The 24,894-nt window shown below is 69.3% G+C and carries 20 protein-coding genes and 1 pseudogene; 17 read left to right on the top strand and 4 right to left on the bottom strand.

Going from position 1 to position 24,894, the window contains the following annotated elements; all coding sequences use genetic code 11:
- Positions 1–26 precede the first annotated feature (26 nt).
- The gene (locus AQ610_RS25065) at positions 27–1,781 is read left to right on the top strand and encodes an N-acyl-D-amino-acid deacylase family protein (protein WP_006027207.1); all 1,755 of its coding nucleotides are present in this window, start codon (positions 27–29) and stop codon (positions 1,779–1,781) included.
- A 10-nt stretch (positions 1,782–1,791) separates the two neighbouring features.
- On the opposite strand, the gene AQ610_RS25060 is transcribed toward AQ610_RS25065, so the two are convergent.
- A complete protein-coding gene (locus tag AQ610_RS25060) occupies positions 1,792–2,484 on the bottom strand; it encodes a helix-turn-helix transcriptional regulator (RefSeq protein ID WP_006027206.1) in 693 nt (230 codons plus the stop codon).
- A 150-nt stretch (positions 2,485–2,634) separates the two neighbouring features.
- Here AQ610_RS25060 and AQ610_RS25055 point away from each other — a divergent pair, with 150 nt between their 5' ends.
- From AQ610_RS25055 to AQ610_RS24995, 14 genes and pseudogenes are all read left to right on the top strand, one after another.
- The gene (locus AQ610_RS25055; protein ID WP_041861912.1) at positions 2,635–3,732 is read left to right on the top strand and encodes an efflux RND transporter periplasmic adaptor subunit; all 1,098 of its coding nucleotides are present in this window, start codon (positions 2,635–2,637) and stop codon (positions 3,730–3,732) included.
- The gene (locus tag AQ610_RS25050) at positions 3,729–6,839 is read left to right on the top strand and encodes an efflux RND transporter permease subunit (protein WP_006027204.1); all 3,111 of its coding nucleotides are present in this window, start codon (positions 3,729–3,731) and stop codon (positions 6,837–6,839) included. Before AQ610_RS25055 ends, AQ610_RS25050 begins: the two co-directional genes overlap by 4 nt.
- Positions 6,840–6,841: 2 nt before the next feature.
- Positions 6,842–8,464, top strand: coding sequence for an efflux RND transporter outer membrane subunit OprB (oprB, locus tag AQ610_RS25045; RefSeq protein WP_231749065.1), 1,623 nt, complete (start codon positions 6,842–6,844; stop codon positions 8,462–8,464).
- A pseudogene (locus AQ610_RS38430) lies at positions 8,409–8,725 on the top strand (hypothetical protein). The gene oprB and the pseudogene AQ610_RS38430 overlap by 56 nt, the downstream one beginning before the upstream one ends.
- Positions 8,726–8,743: 18 nt before the next feature.
- The gene (locus tag AQ610_RS25040) at positions 8,744–9,388 is read left to right on the top strand and encodes a GTP cyclohydrolase II (protein ID WP_045554747.1); all 645 of its coding nucleotides are present in this window, start codon (positions 8,744–8,746) and stop codon (positions 9,386–9,388) included.
- Positions 9,385–11,082 (top strand): WD40 repeat domain-containing protein, encoded by a 1,698-nt coding sequence (locus tag AQ610_RS25035; RefSeq protein ID WP_006027200.1) that lies wholly within the window; start codon positions 9,385–9,387, stop codon positions 11,080–11,082. Before AQ610_RS25040 ends, AQ610_RS25035 begins: the two co-directional genes overlap by 4 nt.
- Complete coding sequence (locus AQ610_RS25030; RefSeq protein ID WP_006027199.1) at positions 11,079–11,789, top strand: 1,6-didemethyltoxoflavin N1-methyltransferase; 711 nt, start codon at positions 11,079–11,081, stop codon at positions 11,787–11,789. The genes AQ610_RS25035 and AQ610_RS25030 overlap by 4 nt, the downstream gene beginning before the upstream one ends.
- Positions 11,786–12,769, top strand: a complete 984-nt coding sequence (locus AQ610_RS25025; RefSeq protein ID WP_006027198.1) for a formylglycine-generating enzyme family protein — start codon at positions 11,786–11,788, stop codon at positions 12,767–12,769. Before AQ610_RS25030 ends, AQ610_RS25025 begins: the two co-directional genes overlap by 4 nt.
- 124 nt (positions 12,770–12,893) lie before the next feature.
- On the top strand, positions 12,894–14,021 hold the full coding sequence (ribD, locus tag AQ610_RS25020) for a bifunctional diaminohydroxyphosphoribosylaminopyrimidine deaminase/5-amino-6-(5-phosphoribosylamino)uracil reductase RibD (protein ID WP_006027197.1): 1,128 nt from the start codon (positions 12,894–12,896) through the stop codon (positions 14,019–14,021).
- A 58-nt stretch (positions 14,022–14,079) separates the two neighbouring features.
- Positions 14,080–15,132: a class I SAM-dependent methyltransferase gene (locus tag AQ610_RS25015; protein ID WP_006027196.1), complete on the top strand. Its 1,053-nt coding sequence runs from the start codon at positions 14,080–14,082 to the stop codon at positions 15,130–15,132.
- A 2-nt stretch (positions 15,133–15,134) separates the two neighbouring features.
- A complete protein-coding gene (locus AQ610_RS25010) occupies positions 15,135–16,001 on the top strand; it encodes a VOC family protein (protein ID WP_006027195.1) in 867 nt (288 codons plus the stop codon).
- Positions 16,002–16,033: 32 nt separating this feature from the next.
- Positions 16,034–17,437 carry an MFS transporter gene (locus AQ610_RS25005; protein WP_009915051.1) on the top strand — a complete coding sequence of 468 codons (1,404 nt, stop codon included), beginning with the start codon at positions 16,034–16,036 and terminating at the stop codon, positions 17,435–17,437.
- Positions 17,438–17,501: 64 nt separating this feature from the next.
- Positions 17,502–17,993 (top strand): DUF2165 family protein, encoded by a 492-nt coding sequence (locus tag AQ610_RS25000; RefSeq protein ID WP_006027193.1) that lies wholly within the window; start codon positions 17,502–17,504, stop codon positions 17,991–17,993.
- Positions 17,994–18,011: 18 nt separating this feature from the next.
- Entirely contained in the window at positions 18,012–19,430 is a 1,419-nt protein-coding gene (locus AQ610_RS24995; protein ID WP_009915053.1) for a DUF6687 family protein, read from the top strand.
- A gap of 45 nt (positions 19,431–19,475) precedes the next feature.
- Here AQ610_RS24995 and AQ610_RS24990 read toward each other — a convergent pair whose 3' ends face one another.
- The 3 genes from AQ610_RS24990 to AQ610_RS24980 all read right to left on the bottom strand — a co-directional run bounded on the left by AQ610_RS24990 (position 19,476) and on the right by AQ610_RS24980 (position 23,195).
- Entirely contained in the window at positions 19,476–20,249 is a 774-nt protein-coding gene (locus AQ610_RS24990) for a helix-turn-helix transcriptional regulator (protein ID WP_009915055.1), read from the bottom strand.
- 407 nt (positions 20,250–20,656) lie between these two features.
- Positions 20,657–21,097: a nuclear transport factor 2 family protein gene (locus AQ610_RS24985; protein WP_006027190.1), complete on the bottom strand. Its 441-nt coding sequence runs from the start codon at positions 21,095–21,097 to the stop codon at positions 20,657–20,659.
- Positions 21,098–21,173: 76 nt separating this feature from the next.
- A complete protein-coding gene (locus tag AQ610_RS24980) occupies positions 21,174–23,195 on the bottom strand; it encodes an NADPH-dependent 2,4-dienoyl-CoA reductase (RefSeq protein WP_009915056.1) in 2,022 nt (673 codons plus the stop codon).
- Between the two features lie 146 nt (positions 23,196–23,341).
- Here AQ610_RS24980 and AQ610_RS24975 point away from each other — a divergent pair, with 146 nt between their 5' ends.
- Positions 23,342–23,899, top strand: coding sequence for a PadR family transcriptional regulator (locus AQ610_RS24975; protein WP_006027188.1), 558 nt, complete (start codon positions 23,342–23,344; stop codon positions 23,897–23,899).
- Positions 23,900–24,104: 205 nt separating this feature from the next.
- On the top strand, positions 24,105–24,887 hold the full coding sequence (thiM, locus tag AQ610_RS24970; protein WP_006027187.1) for a hydroxyethylthiazole kinase: 783 nt from the start codon (positions 24,105–24,107) through the stop codon (positions 24,885–24,887).
- The last annotated feature ends 7 nt before the right edge of the window (positions 24,888–24,894 follow it).

Here is a 24,894-nt window from a genome sequence, read left to right as displayed (position 1 = left end):
ATAGAACGATACGGAGACACCCCAAGATGGCGCGCTACGACACGATCATCCGCAACGGCCTATGGTTCGACGGCACGCTGGCCGAGCCGGGCACGCGCGACCTCGGCATACGCGACGGCCGCGTCGCGACCGTGTCGGACGCGCCGCTCGCCGCGGACGGCGCGAGCATAATCGACGCGACCGGCAAATGGGTGATGCCCGGCTTCGTCGACATTCACACGCATTACGACGCCGAGATTCTCGTGTCGCCGGGGCTGCCCGAATCGGTGCGGCACGGCGTGACGAGCGTCTTCCTCGGCTCGTGCTCGCTGTCGACGGTCCACGCGAACGCGCTCGACTGCACCGACCTCTTCAGCCGCGTCGAGGCGCTGCCGCGCGAGCAGATGCTCGCCGTGCTGTCGCGCGTGAAGACCTGGGACACTGCGGCTTCGTACGTCCGCCATCTCGAATCGCTGCCGCTCGGCCCGAACGTCGCCGCGTTCCTCGGCCATTCGGACCTGCGCACGCACGTGCTCGGCCTCGGGCGCGCGGTCGACGACCGCGTGCGGCCGCACGAGGCCGAGCTGCAACGGATGGAGCGGCTGCTCGGCGACGCGCTCGACGCGGGCTTCGTCGGCCTGTCGTCGATGACGACGCCGTGGGACAAGCTCGACGGCGAGCGCTACCGGTCGAAGTCGCTGCCGTCGACGTTCGCGACGTGGCGCGAGTACCGTCGGCTCAATCGCGTGCTGCGCCGCCGCGGCCGCGTGCTGCAAAGCGCGCCGAACACGACGAATCCGCTGAACGGCCTGCTCTTCATGGCCGAGAGCTGCGGCTACTTCGTGCGCAAGCCGCTGCGCACGTCGCTCCTCGTCGCGGCCGACAGCAAGGCCGCGCCGCGCGGCACCGTCGACGTGCTGCTCGGCGGCGTGCGGCTCGCGAACGCGCTGTTTCGCGGCGAGCTCGTCTGGCAGCATCTGCCGGTGCCGTTCGAAGTCTATGCGGACGGCATCGATTTCGTGATCTTCGAGGAATTCGGCGCGGGCCGCGCGGCGCTGCATCTCGCCGACGCGCTCGAGCGCAACCGGCTGCTGCAGAACGAAGGCTACCGGCGCGAGTTCCGCAAGCAGGTCGGCAAGGGGCTCGACCTGCGGCTGTGGACGCGCGATCTGCACGACACGCGGATCGTCGGCTGCCCGGATGCGTCGGTGGTCGGCAAGTCGTTCGGCCGGGTCGCGGACGAGCGCGGCATCCATCCGGCGGACGCGTTCCTCGATCTCGTCGTCGCGCACGGACAGAAGCTGCGCTGGTGCATGACGATCGCGAATCACCGCGCGGACGTGCTCGACCGGATCGCGACGCATCCGTCGCTGCAGATCGGCTTCGCCGATTCGGGCGCGCACCTGCGCAACATGGCGTTCTACAACGCGCCCGTGCGCTTCCTGCGCCGCGTGCGCGAGGCCGAGCGCGCCGGACGGCCGTTCATGTCGGTGCAGCAGGCGGTGCATCGCTTGACGGGCGAGCTCGGCGCGTACTTCGGGATCGATGCCGGCACGCTGCGCGCGGGCGACCGCGCCGATATCGTGATCGTCGATCCCGAGCATCTCGACGCGTCGGTCGACGCCTATCACGAAGAGGACATGGCCGTGTTCGGCGGGCTGCGGCGGCTCGTGAACCGCAGCGGCGCGGCGATCGCGGCGACGCTCGTCAACGGGCAGCTCGTGTATCGCGACGGCGCGTTCGCCGACGGTTTCGGCGAGACGCGGCGCTCGGGGCAGTTCCTGCGCGCGGCGACGCGCTAGAGCCAGCCGGTCATTCGCCACGCGCGCGCCCGTCTTCGTCCCTCGTCCTCGCGCCGCTCGGCCGAATCCGGTACGCGCAACGCCGCGCGCCGGCCGGAATGTGCTCGATGCGCTCGATCGTCAGCGCATCGCCCAGCATCTCGCGAAAAATCTCGAGCTCCGAGCGGCAGAACCCCTGGCACGCGGTCGCGGCCGCGCAGATCGGGCAGTGATTCTCGATGAAGAGCCAGCCGTCGCCGTCCGGCGCGCGCGACCACTCGGCGAAATAGCCTTCGCGGTCGCGCAGCTCCGCGAGCCGCGCGATCCGCTTCTCCGGGTCCGTCACGCCGGCGAGCGTCTGCGCGTAGGTGCGGCGCATCTCCGTCTCGCGCGCGGCGATCAGCAGATCGAGCGTCGGCTGGCCGAGCGTCGTGCGGATGATCCGGATCAGGTCGACCGTCATGTCCGCGTGCGCGTCCGGAAAGTGGCCGTGGCCGAGCGACGTGAGCCGCCAGATCCGCGCCGGCCGCCCGACGCCCTGCGGCACGTTTTCCGCCTCGACGAGCCCGTCCGCCTCGAGCTTCTTCAATTGCTGCCGCGCGGCTTCGCCCGTCGTGCCGAGATACGCGCCGAGCTCGGCCGCCTGCAGCGGCCCGCGCCGCTTCAGCACGTTCAGCACGCGCTCGGAGACCGGAATTTCCTGCTTTGAGAAATTATCGTCCATCGCTGCATTATCAAACGTCGAACTTGTGCAATGCAATGATATTGCAATACGCACGGGCAAATCACCCAAATAAACAAAGGATATGCTTGACTTATTGCGTTGTCAGACAAATCATGTCCGCGATTCTTACAAAATGACTGAGAGATTTCCATGGGCCGTCGGCTATTGCTTGCATTGGCGCTGTTGGCGTTCATTTTCGGCGGGTTGTTCCTGTGGCGGGAAAGCCGCGTGCAGGCCGCCGATCATCCCCCCGCTCCCCCGACCGTGCTGACGGTTTCGGCCGTCGCCGTGCGCGCCGCGCCCGAGCGCGTGACACTCGACGCGGTCGGCTCGCTCGACGCGGTCCGCCAGGTGACGCTCGCGCCCGAAGTGGCCGGCCGAATCGTCGCGCTGCACTTCGAAGCCGGCGCGACGGTTCGCAAGGGGCAGTTGATCGTTCAGCTCTTCGACGAGCCGGAGCGCGCGAAGCTCGCATCGATCCAGGCGAAGGCCGCGTACGCGAAGCGCCAGCTCGACCGGTCGCAGGCGCTCGCGCAGACGGGCGCGGAGCCGCGCAACATCTTCGATCAGCACCGCTTCGATTTCGACGCGTCCGCGGCCGACATCCGCGAGACGCAAGCGGTGATCACGCAAAAGGCGGTGCGCGCGCCGTTCGACGGCGTGCTCGGCCTGCGCCGCGTGAACCTCGGCCAGTATCTGAGCGCGGGCGACGCGATCGCGACGCTCACTGATCTCGATACGCTGTACGCGAACTTCACGGTGCCGCAGAAGAACCTGAGCCAGTTGCGCCTCGGCCAGAACGTATCGATCACGACGGATGCGTATCCGGATCGCGCGCTCATCGGGCGCGTGAGCGCGATCGAGCCGCAAATCGGCGCCGACACGCGCAACGTCGCCGTGCAGGCGACGCTCGCGAACCCCGATCATCTGCTGCGCCCGGGCATGTACATCCAGGCGCGGCTCGAATTGCCGCCGCGCGAGCGCGCGCTGACGGTGCCCGACACGGCGGTGCAGACGTCGCAGCGCGGCGAATCGGTGCTCGTCGTCGGCAAGCCGGGCCGCGACGGGCTCGGCGTCGTGCGGCTGCAACCGGTGAGGACCGGGCGGCGCGCCGAAGGCCGCATCGCGATCGCCGACGGGCTGCGGCCGGGCGACGTCGTCGTCGCATCGGGCCAAGTGCGGCTCGCGGCGGGCGACAGGGTGAAAGTGGCGCTCGACGACGGCGCGGGCTCGGGAGCCGCGCAATGAACGCCGGCGCACCTCACGATTCGGGCGCGGCGCGCGCGCGCTTCACGGACGTGTTCGTCCGCCGCCCGGTGCTGTCGCTCGTGTTCAGCCTGCTGATCCTGCTCGTCGGCCTGCGCGCGCTGATGTCGCTGCCGGTGCGCCAGTATCCGGCGCTCGAGAGCGCGACGATCAGCGTCGAGACCGATTACCCCGGCGCGTCGCAGGACCTGATGCAGGGCTTCGTGACGACGCCGATCGCGCAATCGATCGCGACCGCCGACGGCATCGAGTACATCACGTCGACGACGACGCAGGGCAAGAGCGTCGTGAAGGCTCGGCTGCGCCTGAACGCGAACGCGGATCGCGCGATGACCGAGGTGATGGCCAAGGTCCAGCAGGTGAAGTACAAGCTGCCCGCCGACGCGTACGATTCGGTGATCACGAAGCTCACCGACGCGCCGACGGCGGTGATGTATCTCGGCTTCGCGAGCGACACGCTGTCGATTCCGCAGATCACCGATTACGTCGTGCGTGTCGCGCAGCCGCTCGTGACGACGGTGCCGGGCGTCGCCTCCGCCGAGATTCTCGGCGGCCAGAACCTCGCGATGCGGGTCTGGCTCGACGCGACGCGGCTCGCCGCGCACGGGCTGTCCGCGGGCGACGTCGCCGCGGCGATCCGCGCGAACAACGTGCAGGCAGCGCCGGGCCAGGTCAAGGGCTCGCTCACGATCGCCGACATCTCGGCGAACACCGATCTGACCGACGTCGGCGCGTTCAACGAGATGGTCGTGAAAAACGCGCCGAACGGCGGCGGGCTCGTGCGGCTGAAGGACGTCGCAACCGCGGAGATCGGCGGCGAGAACTACAACTCGAGCGCGCTGATGAACGGCCGCCGCGCGGTGTACATCGCGGTCAACGCGACGCCCGCGGGCAATCCGCTCGAGATCGTGCGCGGCGTCGGCGCGGTGCTGCCCGCGATGGAGCGCAACAAGCCGGCGAGCATCCAGATCGCAAACATGTTCGACGGCGCGCGCTTCGTCAACGCGTCGATTGCCGAAGTCCGCTCGACGCTCGCCGAGGCGATCGCGATCGTCGTCGTCGTGATCTTCCTGTTCCTCGGCTCGTTTCGCGCGGTGATCATCCCGGTGCTGACGATTCCGCTGTCGCTCGTCGGCTCGGCCGCGCTGATGCTTGCCGCGGGCTTCTCGCTGAACCTGCTGACGCTGCTCGCGATGGTGCTCGCGATCGGGCTCGTCGTCGACGATGCGATCGTCGTCGTCGAGAACATCCACCGCCACATCGAGGAAGGCGAGCCGCCCGTGCGCGCGGCGCTGATCGGCGCGCGCGAGATCGCGTCGCCCGTGCTCGTGATGATGGCCACGCTGATTTCCGTCTACGCGCCGATCGGGCTGATGGGCGGCCTCACCGGCTCGCTCTTCAAGGAGTTCGCGTTCACGCTCGCGGGCGCGGTGCTCGTGTCGGGGATCGTCGCGCTCACGCTGTCGCCGATGCTCGGCTCGCTGCTCTTGACGAGCAAGATGTCCGAAGGCCGCGTCGCGAAAGCGATCGAACACGCGCTCGAGCGCGTCACGCGCGTCTATCGACGCGGCCTGCGCGCGAGCCTCGCCGCGCGGCCCGCGATTCTGCTGATCGGCGCCGGCGTGCTGGCGGGCATCATGCTGCTCTTCTCCGGTGTGAAGCGCGAGCTCGCGCCGCAGGAGGACCAGGGCTCGATCATGGTCGCGGTGAAGGCGCCGCAGTACGCGAACCTCGACTACATGGAGCGCTACGCGCCCGACATCGAGCGCGTGTTCCGCACGCTGCCCGAAGCCGACACGAGCTTCATCCTGAACAGCTACGGCGGCAGCAATCTCGGCTTCGCCGGCGTGAACCTGGTCGACTGGGACAGGCGCGCGCGCAGCGCGTCGGCGCTGCAGGCGCTGATCCAGGCGCGCGGCGACGAGATCCGCGGCGACCGCGTGTTCGCGTTCCAGCTCCCGGCGCTGCCCGCGTCGAGCGGCGGGCTGCCGATCCAGATGGTGCTGCGCGCGCCGTCGAGCTTCGCGGATCTCTACGCGCAAATGGAGCGGATCAAGGCGGCGGCGCAAAAGAGCGGCCTCTTCGCGGTCGTCGACAGCGACCTGACGTTCGACAGCCGCGCGGTCGGCGTGACGATCGACCGCAATCAGGCGAACACGCTCGGCGTGACGATGAAGGACATCGCCGATACGCTCGCCGTGCTCGTTGGAGAGAACTACGTGAACCGCTTCAACTTCAAGGGCCGCTCGTACGACGTGATTCCGCAGGTGTCGCGCGGCGAGCGGCTGTCGTCGGAGATGCTGAGCCGCTATTACGTGAAGACGGGTTCCGGCCAGATGATCCCGCTGTCGACGGTGATCCACGTGACGAACGGCAGTCAGGCGAACGCGCTCAGCCAGTTCAACCAGATGAATGCGGCGACGTTTTCCGCCGTGCCCGCGCCGGGCGTGACGATGGGCGAGGCGGTCGCGTTCCTCGAGGCGCAGAAGCTGCCGCCCGGCGTCTCGATCGACTGGCTCGGCGAATCGCGGCAGTACGTGCAGGAAGGCAACCGGCTCGCCGTCACGTTCGGCTTCGCGCTGATCGTGATCTTCCTCGTGCTCGCCGCGCAGTTCGAGAGCCTGCGCGATCCGCTCGTGATCCTCGTCTCGGTGCCGCTGTCGGTCTGCGGCGCGCTCGCGCCGCTCTACCTCGGCTTCGCGACGCTCAACATCTATACGCAAATCGGGCTCGTCACGCTGATCGGGCTGATCTCGAAGCACGGAATCCTGATGGTCAGCTTCGCGAACGATCTGCAGCGCCACGACGGGCTCGACCGGCGCGCGGCGATCGAGCGCGCGGCGGCGGTGCGGCTGCGGCCGATCCTGATGACGACAGCGGCGATGGTCGCGGGCCTCGTGCCGCTCGTGTTCGCCGCGGGCGCCGGCGCGGCGAGCCGCTTCGCGATCGGCATCACGGTGTCGGCCGGCATGCTGGTCGGCACGCTCTTCACGCTGTTCGTGCTCCCCACCGTCTACACGTTCGTCGCGAAGGATCACGGCGCGGCGATGCGCAGCGAGCGCGCGCAACTGCTCGCAGCCATTCGATAACCATGAACGACACGATGCATCGCTTTCCTCACGATGGGGCCGCGGCCTCGCGCCGTCGTCACCGCCGCGCACGCGGCTTCGCTGCCGCTCCGATCGCACGCACGACGGTCCGTGCAGCCGCCGTCGCAGTCGCCCTGCTCGCCGCGGGCTGCACGCTCGCGCCGCGCTACGAGCGTCCGGCCGCGCCGGTGTCGGGCGCGTTCCCGACCGACGGCGTCTACGCCGCGCAGCCGGGCGCCGCGTCCGGCGCGCGCAGCGCGAACGGCCAGTCGGCCGTCGACATCGGCTGGCGCGAGTTCTTCGTCGATCCGCGCCTGCAGCGGCTGATCGAGACCGCGCTGAAGAACAACCGCGATTTGCGCGTCTCGGTGCTGAACGTCGAGGCGTCCCGCGCGCAGTATCAGATCACGCGCGCGGGCCTGTTCCCGACGCTCGACGGCACCGGCACGGGCACGATCCAGCGCTATCCGGCCGGCGTGTCGACGACGGGCCAGCCGCTCATCACGCGGACCTACAACGTCGGCGTGTCCGCGTCGTGGGAGCTCGACCTGTTCGGCCGCGTGCAGAGCCTGAAGGACCAGGCGCTCGCGCAATACTTCGCGACCGCGCAGGCGCGCAAGGCGGCGGAGATCTCGCTCGTCGCGCAAGTCGCCGATCAGTATCTGACGCTGCTGTCGACCGACGACCTGCTGCAGATCACGCAGAACACGCTGAAGACGGCGCGCGCGTCGTACGACCTGACGAAGCTGCAGTTCGACAACGGCACCGGCTCGGAGCTCGATCTGCGGCAGGCGCAGACGGTCGTCGAGACGGCGCTCGCGAACCAGCAGGCGCAGGCGCGCGCGCGCGCGCAGGCGCTCAACGCGCTCGTGCTGCTGATCGGCGAGCCGCTGCCCGACGATCTGCCGGCCGGCCTGCCGCTGAACGCGCAGAACCTGCTGACGGACATCCCGGCCGGGCTGCCGTCCGATCTGCTGACGCGGCGCCCCGACATCATGCAGGCCGAGCAGACGCTGCGCGCGGCGAACGCGAACATCGGCGCGGCGCGCGCGGCGTTCTTCCCGAAGATCTCGCTCACGGGCGCGTTCGGCACCGCGAGCCCGACGCTCGGCGGCCTGTTCAAGGCGGGCACGGCGGCGTGGTCGTTCGCGCCGAGCATCGCGCTGCCGATCTTCGAAGGCGGGCAGAACATCGCGAACCTCGATCTCGCGCACGTGCAGAAGCGCATCGAGATCGCGAACTACGAGAAGGCGATCCAGAGCGCGTTCCGCGAGGTGTCGGACGGGCTCGCCGCGCGCGGCACGTACGATCAGCAGATCGCGGCGCTCGAGCGCAACGAGCATGCGCAGCAGCGCCGCTACGATCTGTCGGACCTGCGCTACAAGAACGGCGTCGACAGCTATCTGTCGGTGCTGACCGCGCAGACGGATCTGTACTCGGCGCAGCAGCAACTGATCAGCGCGCGGCTCGCGCGCTGGACGAACCTCGTCGATCTGTATCGCGCGCTGGGCGGCGGCTGGATCGAGCGCGCGGGCGAGACGCCGCGCCCGGCCGATGCGCCCGTCGACTATGGCAAGGCGGCCGCGCCGGCGACGTTATCGCGAGCGGCGTCGGAAGTTGGTTGAGCGCGCAACCAACCGCGCGGCGATGAAGCGGATCGGAAACGAATCGGAAACGAATCGAAAAGCGGATCGGAAAATGACCGGCGATACCGTAATCGGTACGGATGCACAATCGGCGATGCTTTTGCACAATCGGACGCAGCAGCCAATCAAGAGCTCGCCTAGAACCCGAGAGACAGCAACAACCCGGAAATCGATTCAAGCATTCGACACAACAATCCCAAAAGACTTCCGTGTTCTTCGCGATGCGTATCTCAATGTTGAATAACCTTGAGGCACAGCATGAACGATGGTCGAATCCCCCCAACGCTGAGCGCGTCCGTCCGTACGCGCGTCAAGGTCCCCATTCGTCCGCGCACCGCGCAACAGCGGTTCGAGCCCGAGATGGTGACGTTCCAGGGCCTGTGCGACAGCGCCGAGCATCTCGCGCTCGTTTTCGGGCCGCTCGCCGACGCGCCGCTCGTGCGCGTGCATTCCGAGTGCCTGACGGGCGATGTGTTCGGCTCCGCGCGCTGCGATTGCGGCGAGCAGCTCGACGAATCGGTCGCGATGTTCGGCCGCGAAGGCGGCATCCTGCTCTATCTGCGCCAGGAAGGCCGCGGCATCGGGTTGTACAACAAGCTCGACGCGTACCGCCTGCAGATCGCGCAAGGCCTCGACACGTTCGCCGCGAACCGCGCGCTGAACTTCCCCGACGACATGCGCGATTTCCGCGTCGCCGCGCAAATGCTGCAGGCGCTCGGCGTCACCGAGATCTCGCTCGTCACCAACAACCCGGACAAGGTCTCGCAGATCGAAAGGCACGGCATCCGGATTCGGCGCGTGAGGCAGACGGGGGTGTTCGTCAACACCACGAACCACGGCTACCTGCGCGCGAAGATCGATCACCACCGTCACGCCATCAACCTCAGCCAGGAACTCCAATGATCACTCACCGCGCACCGATCAGCGGGATTGCCGCGCACCGCGACCAGTACGTCCTGACGGCCGGTTACGACAACCAGGTCATCCTGTGGGACGCGAAGACCCAGCGTCCGCTCGCCCGCGCGATGCACGACCACCTCGCGAACCAGGGGGCGTTCTCGCCCGACGGCGCGTACGTCGTCACGTCGTCGTCCGATTACAGCGCCCGCCTCTGGACCGTGCCCGATCTGCGGCTCGTCGCCGTATTTGCCGACCAGGAGGACGACGTCGAGATGAGCGTGTTCCATCCGGACAAGCCGCTCGTCGCGACCGCGTCGCGCGATCACCGCGTGCGGGTCTACGATTTCGGCGGCAGGCTGCTGCACACGTTCGGCGGCCACACCGCCGACGTGATCTCGGTCGAATGGATGCGCGGCGCCGACGAGATCGTGTCGTCGAGCGACGACGGCACGATCAAGCGCTGGTCGCTCGCGAAGAACGGCCTCGTCGCCGACATCGATCTCGACGGCATCGAGACCGACACGATCGCGATCGCCGCCGACGGGCGCATTTTCGCGGGCAACGACGAAGGCGAGATCATCGCGATCGGCGCCGACGGCGCGCGCGCGACGATCGACGCGCACGACGCGGGCGTGAAGCGCCTCGTGCTCGACGGCGACCGGGGCCTGCTCGTGTCGCTGTCGTATGACCGCACGATGCGGCTCTGGAAGATCGGCGCGGCCGGCGAGCCGCAGGCGCTCGGCGGCGCGGCGCTGCCGCCCGAGGTGTGGCCGCGCTCGTGCTCGTTCGAGGGCGACGAGCACATCGTGTTCTCGACGTTCCATTCGAGCTACCGCCGCTACAACTGGAAGACCGAGCGCTGGGACGCGGCCGAGCTGCCGCCGACGCACGGCGTGAACGCGGTGCAGCCCGTCGACGGCCATCTGTGGACGATCGGCGACGCGGGCATCGTGCGCGTCGAGCAGCGCGAGCATGCGCGCACGGGCAGCCTGTGCAATTTCCTCACGCCGGCGGGCGAGCTGATCGTGACGGGCGGCCAGCTCGGCAAGGTGTTCGACGCGCGCAGCGGCCGCGAGCTGCATCAGCATCGGTCGCCGCTGAACTGCGGCGTGGCGTTCGCGCGCGACGGCGCGGCGCACGCGGTGATCGGCGCGTACACCGGCGAAGGCATCGTGCTGCGCATCGACGGCACGCGGGCGACGCATGTGACCGATCTGCCGCTGCACGCGAACGCGGTCAAGGGCATCGCGATCTCCGGCGACCTGATCTTCTCGGTCGCGGCCGACGCGTCGGCAAGCTGGTATCGCGCGTCGACGCTCGAGCCGGTGTTCGAGCTCAAGCACGCGCACGACAAGATCGCGAACGGCTGCGCGGGCCTCGGCGAAGGCTATTTCGCGTCCGTGAGCCGCGACCTGAAGCTGCGGATCTGGTCGCCGGACCATCACGCGGACGTGATCGCGACGCCGCACACGCACTCGATCAAGTGCGTCGCGGCGAGTGCCGACGGGCGCTATGTCGCGACGGGCAGCTACAACGGCCGCGTCGCCGTCTACGATCGCACCGGCGCGCGCTGGGCGATCGACGCGCGCGTGACGACGGCGGGCGTGTCGTCGCTCGCGTACGATCCGGCCGCGCGCGCGTTCGTCGCGAGCTCGTACGACGGCAACGTGTACCGCATCCCGCTGGAGCACGCATGAGCGCCACCGAACCGCACTACATCGATGCGCAGCGCACGATCGCGCCCGTCGACGGGCCGCTCGCGGCGCCGCGCGAATACGCGGCGGTGCTGCGCTCGGATTTCGTGTCGAGCTATCACGACGGCCGCGACGTCTGGACCGACGAGGCGGCGATGCGCCCGGCGAGCGCGATCCTGCACGCGCATCTCGGCGCGAGCGCCGACATCCTCGACGCGGGCGCGGGCCGCGGCCGCGACACCGCGTACCTCCTCGAGCACGGGCACCGGGTGACGGCGGTCGACCTCGTCGAGCCGCCCGAATGGGCGCAGCTCGCGCAGCGCTGGGGCGAGCGCGTGCGCTTCGTCGCGCGCCCCGTGACCGAGCTCGAAGGCGCGGCCCGCTTCGACGGCGCGCTCGACAACGGCTGCCTGCATCACCAGCATCCGGACGCGTATCGCGCGTACCTCGCGCGCATTCACGCCCTGCTGCGGCCGGGCGGGCTCTTCACGATCTCGGTGTTCGAATCCGACGGCCCCGGCCGGCTCTACGCGAATCACGCGCAGCGCCTCTATCGCGAGTTCACCGAGCCCGAGCTCGCCGAACTGCTGGGCGCCGCGCATTTCACGCCCGTCGGCAGCCAGCGGGTGCCGCGGCCGAAAGCCGGCCTGCACTACCTGGTGATGACGGTCCGCAAATCCGATCCGACTGACGCGAGTGGATGCCCATGACGTTCAAGCTGGCCGATAACCCGAACCGTCTCAGCGATCGCGCGGCAATGGCGCTGCCGGACGACTTGTTCGTCGCGCGCACGAGCGCGACGGTCTTCTCGACGCACGTCGACTTGCTGCGCATGACGAGCGCGCAGTGGATCGCGATCGCAGAGGATGCCGACGCGCCGTTCGAGCGGCGCTATGCGGCGGGCACGCTGCTCGGATTCGCGGGCGACCCGCGCATCCGCCCGCTCGATCCGCAGATGTGCGACGTGCCTGCCGCTCAGGCGCGGCTCGGCACCGAGCCCGAGCGCGTGCCGCAGGTGATCGCAGAATGGGCGCGCGTCGGCGTGACCGGCGAATGGATCGAGAAGGAATGCCCGCGCTATACGGCCGAGCTCGCCGCGTACCGCGTGATGCGCTACCCCGTCACGAACCTCGAATACCGGCTGTTCCTCGAGGAAACGGGCGCACGCTGGCTGCCGAGCGCCTGGACGTTCGGCGTCTATCCGGTCGAGCGCGCGAACCATCCGGTCTGGTCGGTGCCCGCCGAGGCCGCCGACGCATATGCGGACTGGCTGAGCGAAGCGACCGGCCGGCGCTTCCGGCTGCCGACCGAGGCCGAATGGGAATACGCGGCGTCGGGCGGCACGGGCGTCGAGTACCCGTGGGGCGACGCGTTCGATCCGCGCGCGGCGAACACGGTCGAGGCCGGGCCGCTGTCGACGACGCCCGTCGGCATCTTCCCGCTCGGCCGCAGCACGTTCGGCGTCGACGATCTTGCCGGCAACGTCGAGGAATACGTGTCGGACGACTATCGACCGTATCCGGGCGGCGAGCCGATCGCCGACGACCTCGCCGTCACGCAGGGCAGCTACCGGATCGCGCGCGGCGGCAGCTTCACGCGCTTCGGCGATCTCGCGCGCTGCGCGCGCCGCCACGGCCGCTATCAGCGCGACATCTACGCAATGGGCTTCCGGCTCGCGGAGTCGCGATGAGCGCCGGATCGATCGCCAACCGGCGCGTGCGCCCCGCCCCGGCGCGCCTCGCCCGCCCCCGTGCGAAGCGGGCGGCATGCGCCGCGCCTTCGGCGGACCGGACTGATCGGACGGATCGCCGGCGATGAGCACGTTCTCCGACATCGACCGCGCGCACATGGCCCATGCGCTGCGGCTCGCCGAACAGGGTCTCTACACGACGCATCCGAATCCGCGCGTCGGTTGCGTGATCGCGCGCGGCGGGCAGACGCTCGGCACCGGCTGGCACCGGCGCGCGGGCGAGCCGCACGCGGAAGTGCACGCGCTGAGCGAAGCGGGCGAGCGCGCACGCGGCGCGACCGCCTACGTGACGCTCGAGCCGTGCGCGCATTTCGGCAGGACGCCGCCGTGCGCGAACGCGCTCGTCGCGGCGGGCGTCGCGCGCGTCGTGATCGCCGCGCGCGATCCGTTCGAGCAGGTCGCGGGACGCGGAATCGCGCGCCTCGCCGGCGCGGGCATCGTCGTCGAGCAAGGGCTGCTGGAAGCGCAGGCGCGCGAGCTGAACATCGGCTTTTTCAGCCGGATCGAGCGCGGCCGGCCGTGGACGCGCGCGAAGCTGACCGTGTCGATCGACCGGCCGCTCGACGCGATCGATCGGACGGTGCTCGACGCGATGCGATCCGAATCGCGCGACGACATCCGGCATTGGCGCGCGCGCAGCTCGGTCGTGCTCTCGCACGCGCACGACGCGATCCGCGCCGCCGGGCGAAGCGGCGCCGCGCCGCGCTACGTCGTCCGCGCACGCGACTGCGCGGCGCTCGCCGCGGCGAGCGCGACGACGGACGACGTGCCCACGCTCGCGCTCCATCGCGAAGATGAAGGTGCGCCCACCGTCGCCCCTTGCGAAAACGCGCGCGTCGACGACGCGAGGCGCCCCCGCGCATCGGCCGATCCGGACGCCGACCTGCGCCTGCCCGACGCCTTCGCGCGCCTCGCCGCGCAAGGCGTCAACGAGCTGTTCGTCGATGCCGATCCCGCGCTGTGCGACGCGTTGTTCGACAGCGATCTCGCCGACGAGCTGCTGCTGTACGTGCACCCGTCGCGCTGCGGCGCGCCTGCGCCTGCGCCGTGGCTCGCCGCGTCGGTCGACGGCGTCGCGCACCGCTGGGGCCTGCGGCCGCTCCATCATCTCGCGCTCGGCTGCGGCCAGCGGGTCCTGCTGCGCCGGCGCGCGCGCATGCCCGAGCGCCCCGAGTCAAGCGTCTACCCATAGCCGCGCGGCGCAAGCCGCGCACCGGCCTATTTCAGGACCACATCGAACGAGGACCTCAATGAACGCACCCGCAGTCGAGACCATCTACGAGTCGACCGAAGACAAGGCGGCACTGACTTCGGTCGTCGATCTGGTGAAGCTGTCTGATCAATACCGGCAATCGGCGATCCTTCATTACGCCGTCGCCGACAAGCTGTTCGACCTCACGCAGACGCACCGCACGCCGGCCGAAGTCGCGGCGAGCTTCGGCATGGTCGAGGGCAAGGCAGCGATCCTGTTGCATGCGCTCGTCGCGCTCGGCCTGCTGACGAAGGAAGGCGCCGCGTTCCGCAACACCGGGCTGACCGCGCGCTACCTGACGACGACGAGCGCCGACTACATCGGCCCGATCGTCGAGCACCAGCACCTTCAATGGGACAACTGGCCGCGCCTCGGCGAAATCCTGCGCAGCGAAAAGCCGCTCGCGTTCCAGCAGGAAAGCCGCTTCGCGCACGACACGCGCGCGCGCGACGCGTTCAACGACGCGATGGTGCGACTGAGCCAGCCGATGATCGACGTCGTGAGCGAGCTCGGCGTGTTCGCGCGCGCGCGCACCGTGATCGACCTCGCGGGCGGCCACGGCACGTATCTCGCGCAGGTGCTGCGCCGCCATCCGCAGTTGACGGGCGAGATCTGGGATCTGCCGACGACCCGCGACGCCGCGCGCAAGACGATCCACGCGCACGGCCTTGTAGGGCGCGTCGAGTTCTTCGAGAAGAACCTGCTCGATGCGCGCAATTTCGAGGGCGGCGCGGCGGACGTCGTGATGCTCAACGATTGCCTGCACTACTTCGACGATCCGGAAGCCCGCGCGGTGATCGACCACGCGGCGCGCCTCGTGAAGCCCGGCGGCGCGCTGCTGATCCTCACGATGACGATGCACGACGACCGCGTGACGCCCGCGCTGTCCGCCGATTTCTCGCTGCACATGATGGTGAACACGAATCACGGCGAACTGCATCCGACGCCGTGGATCGCGAACGTCGTGCGCGACAACGGCTTCGCCGTCGGCGAGCGGTCGATCGGCCGCTACACGCTGCTCACCGGTCAACGTTCCGCCAGCGAGGTCTAACCATGCTCGTCTTCGAACTGATCAATCTCGACGCCTCCCCGGCCGATGCGCAGCGAATCACGCACACGCTGTCCGCGCAGTGCGCGGCGGCTGGCTATCGGCTGCGCGCGCCGCAGGCCGACGGCCCCGCGCCCGACGGCGTGTTCGTGCTGTCGCGCTCGGCGTCGGCCGCGGCGGCGCACGCCGAGCGCGCCGGCCCGGCCGGCTGGGCGGCCGCCGCGCAGATCCGCATCGGTGCGGCAGGCAACGAAGGCGAAGCGCCCGCGATCTGGCGCGAAGGCCTTCCGGGCGCGTTCTGCTATCCGCTCGCGCTCTCGCTGAAGACAGCCGACGCGTCGTCCGACATCGCGCGCGACTGGCTCGCGAGCTTCGCGACGTTCGCCGCGTGCATCAAGATGTGGCGCCGGCTGCGCGACGCGCCCGAGCAAGGCCGGCCGCGCGAGCTGCGCGTGAACCACATCAACATCCTCGCGCGCGATCTCGACCGGTCAGTCGACTTCTACCGCCGAATCTTCGGAGCGTCGTACTGCTACAACCTCGGCCCGAAGAAGGTTGTAATGGAGCTGAACGGCTTCGATTTCTTCATCGAGCAGGCAGACGCCGTCGCCTACCCGCCCGGCTATCACTTCGGCGTGCGCGCGGACCCGGACGGCGTGAAGACGATCGCCGCGCTCGTCGAGGCGGACGGCGGCATCCGGATCGTCAAGGGCAACGGCCCCGCGCCCGGATATCACGCGGGCCCCGACCGCGTGCGCACCGCGTTCTACTTTCAGGACCCCGACGGGCTCGAGATCGAAGTCTATTCGCCGGAGATCGAGATGCTCGAAAGCAATCCGCAACTGATCTCGCAGCATCTGTCGCCATCCTGACAAACCCAACCCAGCAACTGACGAGGTAGTCCATGAGTTCCATCACCGCCCCTTCGTGGGGAGAGCTGCTGTCCGGCCGCAACGGCTTGCGCTCGATCGCACTGGCCGGCGGGGTCGCGCTGCACGCGATCAACATCTACATCGCGACGACGATCCTGCCTTCGGTCGTGCGCGACATCGGCGGGCTCGAGTATTACGCATGGAACACCACGCTGTTCATGGCCGCCTCGATCATCGGCGCGCCGCTGTCCGCGAACGTGCTGAGCCGGTTCGGTCCGCGCGCCGCGTATCTCGTCGCGCTCGTCGTGTTCTGCGCGGGCACGCTCGCGTGCGCGCTCGCGAAGGACATGCCGTGGATGCTCGCCGGCCGCGCCGCGCAAGGCTTCGGCGGCGGCATCCTGTTCGCGCTCAGCTACGCGCTGATCCGCATCGTGTTCGACGAGCGGCTGTGGTCGCGGGCGATGGCGATGGTGTCCGGCATGTGGGGCGTCGCGACGCTGTGCGGACCCGCGATCGGCGGGGTCTTCGCGCAGTCGGGCACGTGGCGGTTCGCGTTCGTCGCGCTCGTGCCCGTCGCCGCCGTGCTCGCGCTGATCGTGATCGTCCAGTTGCCCGCGCGCGAGGCGTCGGGCGCGCTGGCCGCGCGGCCAGCGATCGGCAAGATCCTGCTGCTCGCGGTGTCGGTGCTCGTCGTGTCGGTCGCGAGCCTGTCGAAGGAGATCGTCGCGAACGTCGCGGGCGTCGCCGCCGGCCTCGCGATCGCGCTGCTGATCGCGCGCGTCGAGCGCAGCGCGACGATCCGGCTGCTGCCGACGGGCGCATACGACGTGCGCGCGCCGCTCGGCGCGATCTACGCATGCATGAGCCTGCTCGTGATCGGGATGACGACCGAGATCTTCGTGCCGTATTTCCTGCAGATCATCCACGGCTATCCGCCGCTCGTCGCCGGGTATCTGACCGCGCTGATGGCGGCGGGCTGGACCGTCGGCTCGCTGTTCAGTTCCGGGCGCGGCGCGAGCGCCGCAAAGGCGCTCGTGCGCGGCGGCCCGCTCGTCGTCACGATCGCACTCGTCGCGCTCGCGATCGTCGTGCCCCCGCAGCATCTGCTTGCCGGCGGCCCCGGTCTCGCGGCGCTGTGCGCGGCGCTCGCGGCGGTGGGCGTCGGCATCGGCGTCGGCTGGCCGCACCTGCTCACGCAGGTGCTGACGAACGCGCCGGCGGGCCAGGAAGACCTCGCGTCGACGTCGATCACGACCGTCCAGCTCTACGCGACCGCGATCGGCTCCGCGCTCGCGGGCCTCGTCGCGAACCTCGCGGGCTTCTCGGAGCCGGGCGGCCTCGCCGGCGCGCAGCATGCGGCCGCGTGGCTATTCGCGGTGTTCGCGGCGGCGCCCGTGCTCGCCGCGGTCGTCGCGCGTCGCGTGCGCATCCGATGAGCGCCGCGCATGCGCCGAACGGGGCGCGCATCGTCCGGCCGCGTCCGGCGAAAGGGGGCGCACGATGATCCCGCTGACCGGCGTCGATCTGTTCAAGACCCTGCACGCGTTCGCGATCGCCGGGTGGGCGACGATCGTCACGATCAACAACGTGCAGACGTTCGCCGCGACGACGAACACCGTCGGCCGCACGATGGGCATGGCGCTGCTGAAGCAGGGTCCCCCCGTCGACACGCCGCTGCTGCGCCGCGCGACGGCTTCTCGCGCGCTGCACCGCGCCGCGCTCGCGATCATCGTGCTGTTGCAGGCGTTCACCGCGATCGCGATGTGGGGCGGCGTCCGGCTGCTGCTCGCGACGGCGGCGCCGCACGCGGCCGCGCTGCCGTGGCTCGACGCCGGCGTGGCCGGCTTCGCCGCATGCGCGCTCGTGCTGCTGCTCGGTGGGCTGTGGTACGGCTACTGGATACGCCAGGAAGGCCTGCAACTGACGCACATCGCGCTCGTCGTCTGGTCGATCGCCGCCTATCTGCTGTTCCACCTCGGTACGACACCCTGATTTGACGGAATCCCTGCGATGACCACCCTGCTTCCCCTCCACGACGGCGATCACGCCGTGCAGTTCGACGACGACGTCGCGGCCCGGCTCGACGGCTTCGAGCTGCGGCTGCTCGCGGGCCGCATCGTCGCGATCCGCGACAATCGGTTCATCGACCTGCAAAATCTGATCGCGGGCGACGGTGCGCTCACGCACGACGGCAATCCTTACGACCTGCGGCGCAGCAATCTCGGCACGCTCCACTACGATTTCGGCGGTCATGGCGAACTCGCGCTGCGCGACGCCGCGACCGACGCCGCCCGCCTCGCCGCCGCGCTCGCGCACCCGGGCGGGTTCGAGCGGCCGTCGTCGACGGCCGCGCCGCAGCCGCGAACGGACGCCGTCCGCCTTTCGCCCGGCTGCCGGCTCGCGTTCCTGCCGTTCGAGCATGCGCGCGACGTGCCGAACATCTCGGCGGACGCGACGCACAACGCGGCCACGCGGCTCACGCTGTCGCACTGGCCGGCGAACCGCACGCCCGCGCGCTACAAGGCGAACCTGTCGACCGAGAGCGTGCTGCGCTTCGCGCCCGAGATGACCGACGATCCCGACGTGCGCCATGTGACGACCGATCACTTCGATCTCGACGGGCTCGCGTCGGTATACGGCCTCGTCGCGCCCGACCATGCGCTGCGCCACCACGCGCTGCTTGTCGATGTCGCGCGCTTCGGCGATTTCGCGCGCGGCCGCTCGGATGCGGCGCGGCGGCTCGCGTTCGCGCTGAACGCCATCGTCGCGCACACGTCGCGCGAGATCGGCACGCCCGGCGACGAGGGCACGCGCATCGCGCGGATCTTCCGTGCGATGCTACCCGCGCTGCGCGACCTGCTCGACGCGCCGTCGCCGCCCGACGAGCTGTGGCGCGCCGCCGATCGGCACCATGCGGCGACGGAAGCGCTGCTCGACCACCCCGACGCGACGCTCGAGCAGCATCCGGCGCTCGATCTCGCGGTGTTTCGCCTGCCCGACGCCCGCGCGCCGCGCGGATGCGCGTCGCAGCGCTATTTCGGCCTGTCGCCGATCGCCTTTCACAACCGCACGCCGCTGTCGACGCTCGCGATCGTCGCGCACGGCGACGTCGTCGTGCATCAGCGCTACGAGGGTTGGGTCGAGCGCGTGTCGGCGGCGCCCCGGCCGCGGCGCGACCTGTCGATCCTCGCGCGCGCGCTGCAGGCGGCCGAGCCGCACGCGTGCCGCTGGCGGTACGACGGCGTGCAGCACATCATGCCGAGGCTCGGCCACGACGGCGCGCGATCGAGCGGCATACCGGCGGATGCGATCGTGAGCGAGCTGAAGCGGCTGCTCGCGGTCGCGCCCGCCGCCTGGGAGCCGACGCCCGAGGCCGGGCGGCGCGACAATGCGTCGTTCGCTTGCGCCGCGGGCGGCGCGCTCGGCTAGGGGCTGTTCACGCAATCACGGGCTTGCGCGAACAGTGAGCAAACCCTAAAGCATCGCGATGAGCGCAGGCGGGCACGCATCGTCGCGCATCTGCGGCTCTCCGCGTTCCAGCACGACCGATAGCTGGTTGCGCAGCAGCGACTGCGGAATCCGGTTGCAATAGCCCGCGCCCGCGGCGAGATCGATCAATTCGTTCTTGCTCGACGCGGAGAACTTGCAGCGCAGGTTTTCCATGTATTGCTCGATCGTGCGCGCCGACAGCCCGAGAATGTTCGCAATGTCCTTCGCCGTCTTGTTGCGCGCGAGGAAGAACAACACCTGCCGCTCGCGCTCGGTCAGCTCGCGCGCGTCCTTCGGCGAATCGATCCGGTACGAGCCTTGCTCGACGGGACCGCCGATCCGCTTGCCCGCGTACGAATCGCCGATCACGCGGCCGAGCGTGATCATGTCGATCTGCGACAGCTCCGTCGCATGGAAGATCGTGCCGACGATCTCCTCGTTCCGGTCGACGAGCGGAATCTTCGTGAAGACGAACGCCATCCAGACACCCGATGCGTACGGATGGATGTCGAGCACCTTGATCGCCCGGCCGGTTTCGCGCACCTCGCGGTCCTGGGCCTGGAATTGGGCCGCACAATTCGACGATCCGCATGGCAGATCGAACGCTGATTTGTTCTCGAGCTCGCGCGGATCGCGCACGCCGACCACTTTCGCGAACGCATCGTTGACATGAATGAATCGTGACTCGCTGTCCTGGCAGCCCCAGAGGCCCGGATAATGATCGAAAATCAACTTCAATTGGTCAACGAAGCAGGTCATCTGGCCTCCGATTGGCATTTTTTTTGTCCGCATATACGCTTTCGCCGCACGCGCAAATAGGCGAGCGGACGAAACAGTCCCCTCCACTGCTTGATCGATCACTGCATGCCGGTATGCGCAACGCCGCCGGGCGGCGCGCGTGGCACACGCGCTCGCTGGAGCACGATCGGAATATCGGTGTTCCGCTACGCCGTGAAACACGGCCGTCGCTTATTCAAAACGAAACAAAACGATCCGCGACATCATTTGAGAATCATCGATAAAAAGGATCGTCACGCGTGCGTGGCACAACGACCGCGCGACCTGTTTCGGAGTTTAGAGCAATGCAACCTTAACATTTAGCCTGAAAGCGCTATTCGTGTTTTATCAAGCGAAAATCTCTATTTCTATTTTTATTCGCTTGTCGTTTACACATTCGCTTTGAATTCGGGCAGGCGCGCGCCGATGCGCGCGCCCATTTCGGCGCCGAGCGCCTGCAGGCCGCTTGCCGGGCGCACCATCACCTCGAACTCGACGATCTTGCCGGCCTCGTCGAAGCGGATCAGGTCGATGCCCTTCAACTGCTTGTCGCCCACCCGCGCGCTGAATTCGAGCACGACGCTCAGGCCGTCGTCGGTCACGAGCTGGCGGTGATAGACGAAATCGTTGAACACGTTGACGACCGTGCCGATCGCGAGCACGAGCGCGGGCGCGCCCGCGTAGGCCGAATGCGCGATCGGCGAACGGAACACCGCGTTCGGATCGGCGATGTCGGCGAGCGCCGTCATGTCGCGCGCGGCGACCATCGCGTGCCAGCGCTCGAGCGACTGCCGCACGGCCGGCTGCACGGTGGCGGGAATCGAAGTCATGTTGCGTCTCCTTGTCGGTCGAAGTCGGTCAAATCGTGGATGTTGCACTGTCGCGCGGCGCGGCGAGCCGCGCGCGTCAGATCGACGCGGCGAGCGTCGTCCCCTGCAGGATCGCGCGCTTCGCGTCGAGCTCCGCGGCGACGTGCGCGCCGCCGATCAGATGCACCGAGCAGCCGGCCGCGCGCAGGCCGTCGTATAGCTCGCGCTGCGGCTCCTGGCCCGCGCAGACGACGACGCTGTCGACCGGGAGCGTCCGCGGCTCGCCGTCGATGCGCACGTGCAGCCCGGCGTCGTCGATCCGCTCGTACGACACGTTCGACGACATCGCGACGCGCCGCGCCTTCAGCGACGTCCGATGAATCCAGCCCGTCGTCTTGCCGAGCCCGTCGCCCACCTTCGACGCCTTGCGCTGCAGCAGATGCACGTCGCGCGGCGCGGCGTCGACGTGCGGCAGGCGCACGCCGCCGCGCGCGTCGTGCCCGATGTCCACGCCCCATTCGGCATAGAACTTCGCCGGCGCGACGCTCGCGCTCTCGCCCGCCTGCGTCAGATATTCGCTGACGTCGAAGCCGATCCCGCCCGCGCCGATCACGGCGACGCTCGCGCCGACCGGCTTGCCGTCGCGCAGCACGTCGAGATAGCCGAGCACGCGCGCGTGATCGATGCCGTCGATGTCGGGCACGCGCGGCGTCACGCCCGTCGCGAGCACGATTTCGTCGAAGCCGCCGCCCGCGAGCCGCGCGACGTCCGCCCGCGTGCTCAGGTGCAGCGTCACGCCGCGCAGCTCGATCTGCCGGCGGAAATAGCGCAGCGTCTCGTGAAATTCCTCCTTGCCGGGCACCTTCTTCGCGATGTTGAACTGCCCGCCGATTTCCGGCGACGCCTCGAACAGTTCGACTCGATGCCCGCGCCCGGCGGCCGTGACGGCGAAGCTCAGGCCCGCCGGGCCCGCGCCGACGACCGCGATCCGCTTGCGCCGCTCGGCCGGCTCGATCACGAGCTCGGTCTCGTGGCATGCGCGCGGGTTGACGAGGCATGACGTGATCTTGCCGCTGAAGATGTGATCGAGGCACGCCTGGTTGCAGCCGATGCAGGTGTTGATCTCGTCCGCGCGCCCTTCGCGCGCCTTGCGCACGAACTGCGCATCGGCTAGGAACGGCCGCGCCATCGACACCATGTCGCAATAGCCGTCGGCGAGCAGTTGCTCGGCGAGCTCGGGCGTGTTGATCCGGTTCGTCGCGACGAGCGGAATACCGACATGGCCGACGAGCCGCTTCGTCACCCACGCGTACGCGGCGCGCGGCACCTTCGTTGCGATCGTCGGGATGCGCGCCTCGTGCCAGCCGATCCCGGTGTTCAGGATCGTCGCGCCGGCCGCCTCGATCGCCTGCGCGAGGCGGATCACCTCGTCGAGCGTCGAGCCGCCTTCGACGAGATCGAGCATCGACAGCCGATAAATGACGATGAAGTTCGCGCCGACCCGCTCGCGCACGCGCCGCACGATTTCGACCGGAAAGCGGATGCGGTTTTCGTACGCGCCGCCCCATTCGTCGTCGCGATGATTCGTGCGCGCGGCAATGAACTCGTTGATCAGATAGCCTTCGGAACCCATGATCTCGACGCCGTCGTAGCCCGCGTACTGCGCGAGCGCCGCGCAGCGAGCGAAGTCGTCGATCGTCGCGCCGACTTCGCTCGCCGACAGCGCATGCGGCGTGAACGCATTGATCGGCGCCTTCAGCGCGCTAGGCGCGACGAGCGCCGGGTGATGCGCGTAGCGGCCGAAATGCAGGATCTGCATCGCGATCTTGCCGTCCGCGTCGTGCACCGCGCGCGTGACGATCCGATGGCGCTCGGCCTCCTCCTCGGTCGCGAGCATCGAGCCGCCGGGCGTCATCCGGCCGCGCTCGTTCGGCGCGATGCCGCCCGTGACGATGAGCCCGGCCTCGCCGCGCGCGCGTTCCGCGTAGAACGCGGCCATCCGCTCGAAGCCGTTCGGGGCCTCCTCGAGCCCGACGTGCATCGAGCCCATCAGCACGCGGTTCTTCAGCGATGTGAAACCGAGCTCCAGCGGAGCCGTCAGGTGGGGATAAAAGGTCATCGGTCGCTCTTTTTTTGCAACGGGTTGCATAAATATATCGGCGCCCGCCAGCCGATGCAACGCGTTGCATAAAGTGCGTCCTCTAAACGGGCGCGCGCCCCGCGGTGTGGCAAGATGCGGGGATTTCGATCCCCGGCTCCACCGCAATGTCCCTGCCCCACGCGCTGCTCACGTCCCTCGCCGAACGCCCGGGCTCCGGCTCCGAGCTGACGCGCCGCTTCGATCGCTCGATCGGCTACTTCTGGCACGCGACCCATCAACAGATCTACCGCGAGCTCGCACGGCTCGAAGACGAAGGCTGGGTCGAATCGACGCCCGTCGAGCAGGCGCGCGGGCGCAAGCGCGCGTACCGGATCCTGCCCGCGGGCCGCAAGGAGCTGAAGCGCTGGATCGCGCAGCACGACAATCCGAAGCCGGTGCGCGACGAGCTGATGATCCGGCTGCGCGCGGAAGCGGTCGTCGGGCCGACCGGGCTCGCCGACGAAATCCGGCGGCGGCTCGAGCTGCACCGGCAGAAGCTCGCGCTGTACCGCGAGATCGAGGCGCGCGATTTCACGCACGGCATGGACACGAAGGAGCGGCGCTTGCAGCATCTCGTGCTGCACGCGGGCATCATGCAGGAAAGCCAGAGCATCGAGCTGATGCAGCAGGCGCTCGACATTCTGTCGATGCCCGGCGAACGAGCGAAGGCGCGCCGCGCGTGATGCCGGTTCGCGCGGCCGAGCATCGCGATCATGCAAAGACTCGCGGCGGCTTGACGGCGATCGATGCATGCGCGCGCCGTAACGTTTACAGTGCCGCAGCCGCCCTTTTCCGGCCATCGCCGGCGGGATCGGGCGCACGATACGCGAACGCACGCAGTCGAGCGCACTTGCATGCGCGGACGCGGACGCGACAAGGAATGACAACATGAAATCGGTCAACTGGAACACGCCGCTCGTTCGCGACGAGTTCGCCGCCGTCAAGCACGCGGCGCCGTTCGTCTACGGGCTCACGAACTACGTCGCCGCGAACCTGAGCGCGAACGTGCTGCTCGCCGTCGGCGCGGCGCCCGCGATCGGAGCCGCGGCCGACTGGCCCGTGCGTTTCGGCGCCGGCGCGGGCGCGCTGTGGATCAACACGGCCGCGCTGATGAGCAGCGGCGCCGACACGCTGCGCGCGGCCGCGTGCGCCGCGTCGGAGGCAGGCACGCGCTGGGTGCTCGATCCGGTCGCGGTCGGCGCGGGCGCGCCCGAATACGACGCGATCGTACGCGATCTGCTCGCTCTCGAGCCGACCGTGATCCGCGGCAACGCAAGCGAGCTGATCGCGCTCGCGGGCGGCGCGGCGGCCGGCAAGGGCGTCGATACGACCGCGAGCCCGGAAAGCGCGCTCGCGTTCATCGGCGATCTCGCGCGGCGCAGCGGCGCTGTCGTCGCGGTGAGCGGCCCGACTGACTACGTGACGGACGGCGTCGAGACGCTCGCCATCGCGGGCGGCGATGCGCGCCTCACGCGCGTGACGGGCGCCGGATGCGCGCTCGGCGCGCTGATCGCGGCGCTGCTCGCGCAACGCGGCGCGCCGCTCGCCGCGACGGCTGCGGCGCACGCGATCTATGCGATTGCCGCCGAGCGCGCGGCGGATGCGCGCGGCACTGCATCGTTCGCCGTGCGCTTCGTCGACGAATTGTCGCTGCTCGATCCCGCGGAATGATCGCGCG

Source organism: Burkholderia humptydooensis, from assembly GCF_001513745.1.
Lineage (GTDB): Bacteria > Pseudomonadota > Gammaproteobacteria > Burkholderiales > Burkholderiaceae > Burkholderia > Burkholderia humptydooensis.
The sequence above is the reverse complement of the archived record's forward strand: the minus strand, read 5'-3'. Positions and strand labels throughout refer to the sequence as shown.

Coding starts and splice junctions, on each gene's coding strand:
- AQ610_RS25065 (WP_006027207.1), top strand. CDS start 27: ATGGCGCGCTACGACACGATCATCCGCAACGGCCTATGGTTCGACGGC.
- AQ610_RS25060 (WP_006027206.1), bottom strand. CDS start 2,484: ATGGACGATAATTTCTCAAAGCAGGAAATTCCGGTCTCCGAGCGCGTG.
- AQ610_RS25055 (WP_041861912.1), top strand. CDS start 2,635: ATGGGCCGTCGGCTATTGCTTGCATTGGCGCTGTTGGCGTTCATTTTC.
- AQ610_RS25050 (WP_006027204.1), top strand. CDS start 3,729: ATGAACGCCGGCGCACCTCACGATTCGGGCGCGGCGCGCGCGCGCTTC.
- oprB (WP_231749065.1), top strand. CDS start 6,842: ATGAACGACACGATGCATCGCTTTCCTCACGATGGGGCCGCGGCCTCG.
- AQ610_RS25040 (WP_045554747.1), top strand. CDS start 8,744: ATGAACGATGGTCGAATCCCCCCAACGCTGAGCGCGTCCGTCCGTACG.
- AQ610_RS25035 (WP_006027200.1), top strand. CDS start 9,385: ATGATCACTCACCGCGCACCGATCAGCGGGATTGCCGCGCACCGCGAC.
- AQ610_RS25030 (WP_006027199.1), top strand. CDS start 11,079: ATGAGCGCCACCGAACCGCACTACATCGATGCGCAGCGCACGATCGCG.
- AQ610_RS25025 (WP_006027198.1), top strand. CDS start 11,786: ATGACGTTCAAGCTGGCCGATAACCCGAACCGTCTCAGCGATCGCGCG.
- ribD (WP_006027197.1), top strand. CDS start 12,894: ATGAGCACGTTCTCCGACATCGACCGCGCGCACATGGCCCATGCGCTG.
- AQ610_RS25015 (WP_006027196.1), top strand. CDS start 14,080: ATGAACGCACCCGCAGTCGAGACCATCTACGAGTCGACCGAAGACAAG.
- AQ610_RS25010 (WP_006027195.1), top strand. CDS start 15,135: ATGCTCGTCTTCGAACTGATCAATCTCGACGCCTCCCCGGCCGATGCG.
- AQ610_RS25005 (WP_009915051.1), top strand. CDS start 16,034: ATGAGTTCCATCACCGCCCCTTCGTGGGGAGAGCTGCTGTCCGGCCGC.
- AQ610_RS25000 (WP_006027193.1), top strand. CDS start 17,502: ATGATCCCGCTGACCGGCGTCGATCTGTTCAAGACCCTGCACGCGTTC.
- AQ610_RS24995 (WP_009915053.1), top strand. CDS start 18,012: ATGACCACCCTGCTTCCCCTCCACGACGGCGATCACGCCGTGCAGTTC.
- AQ610_RS24990 (WP_009915055.1), bottom strand. CDS start 20,249: ATGACCTGCTTCGTTGACCAATTGAAGTTGATTTTCGATCATTATCCG.
- AQ610_RS24985 (WP_006027190.1), bottom strand. CDS start 21,097: ATGACTTCGATTCCCGCCACCGTGCAGCCGGCCGTGCGGCAGTCGCTC.
- AQ610_RS24980 (WP_009915056.1), bottom strand. CDS start 23,195: ATGACCTTTTATCCCCACCTGACGGCTCCGCTGGAGCTCGGTTTCACA.
- AQ610_RS24975 (WP_006027188.1), top strand. CDS start 23,342: ATGTCCCTGCCCCACGCGCTGCTCACGTCCCTCGCCGAACGCCCGGGC.
- thiM (WP_006027187.1), top strand. CDS start 24,105: ATGAAATCGGTCAACTGGAACACGCCGCTCGTTCGCGACGAGTTCGCC.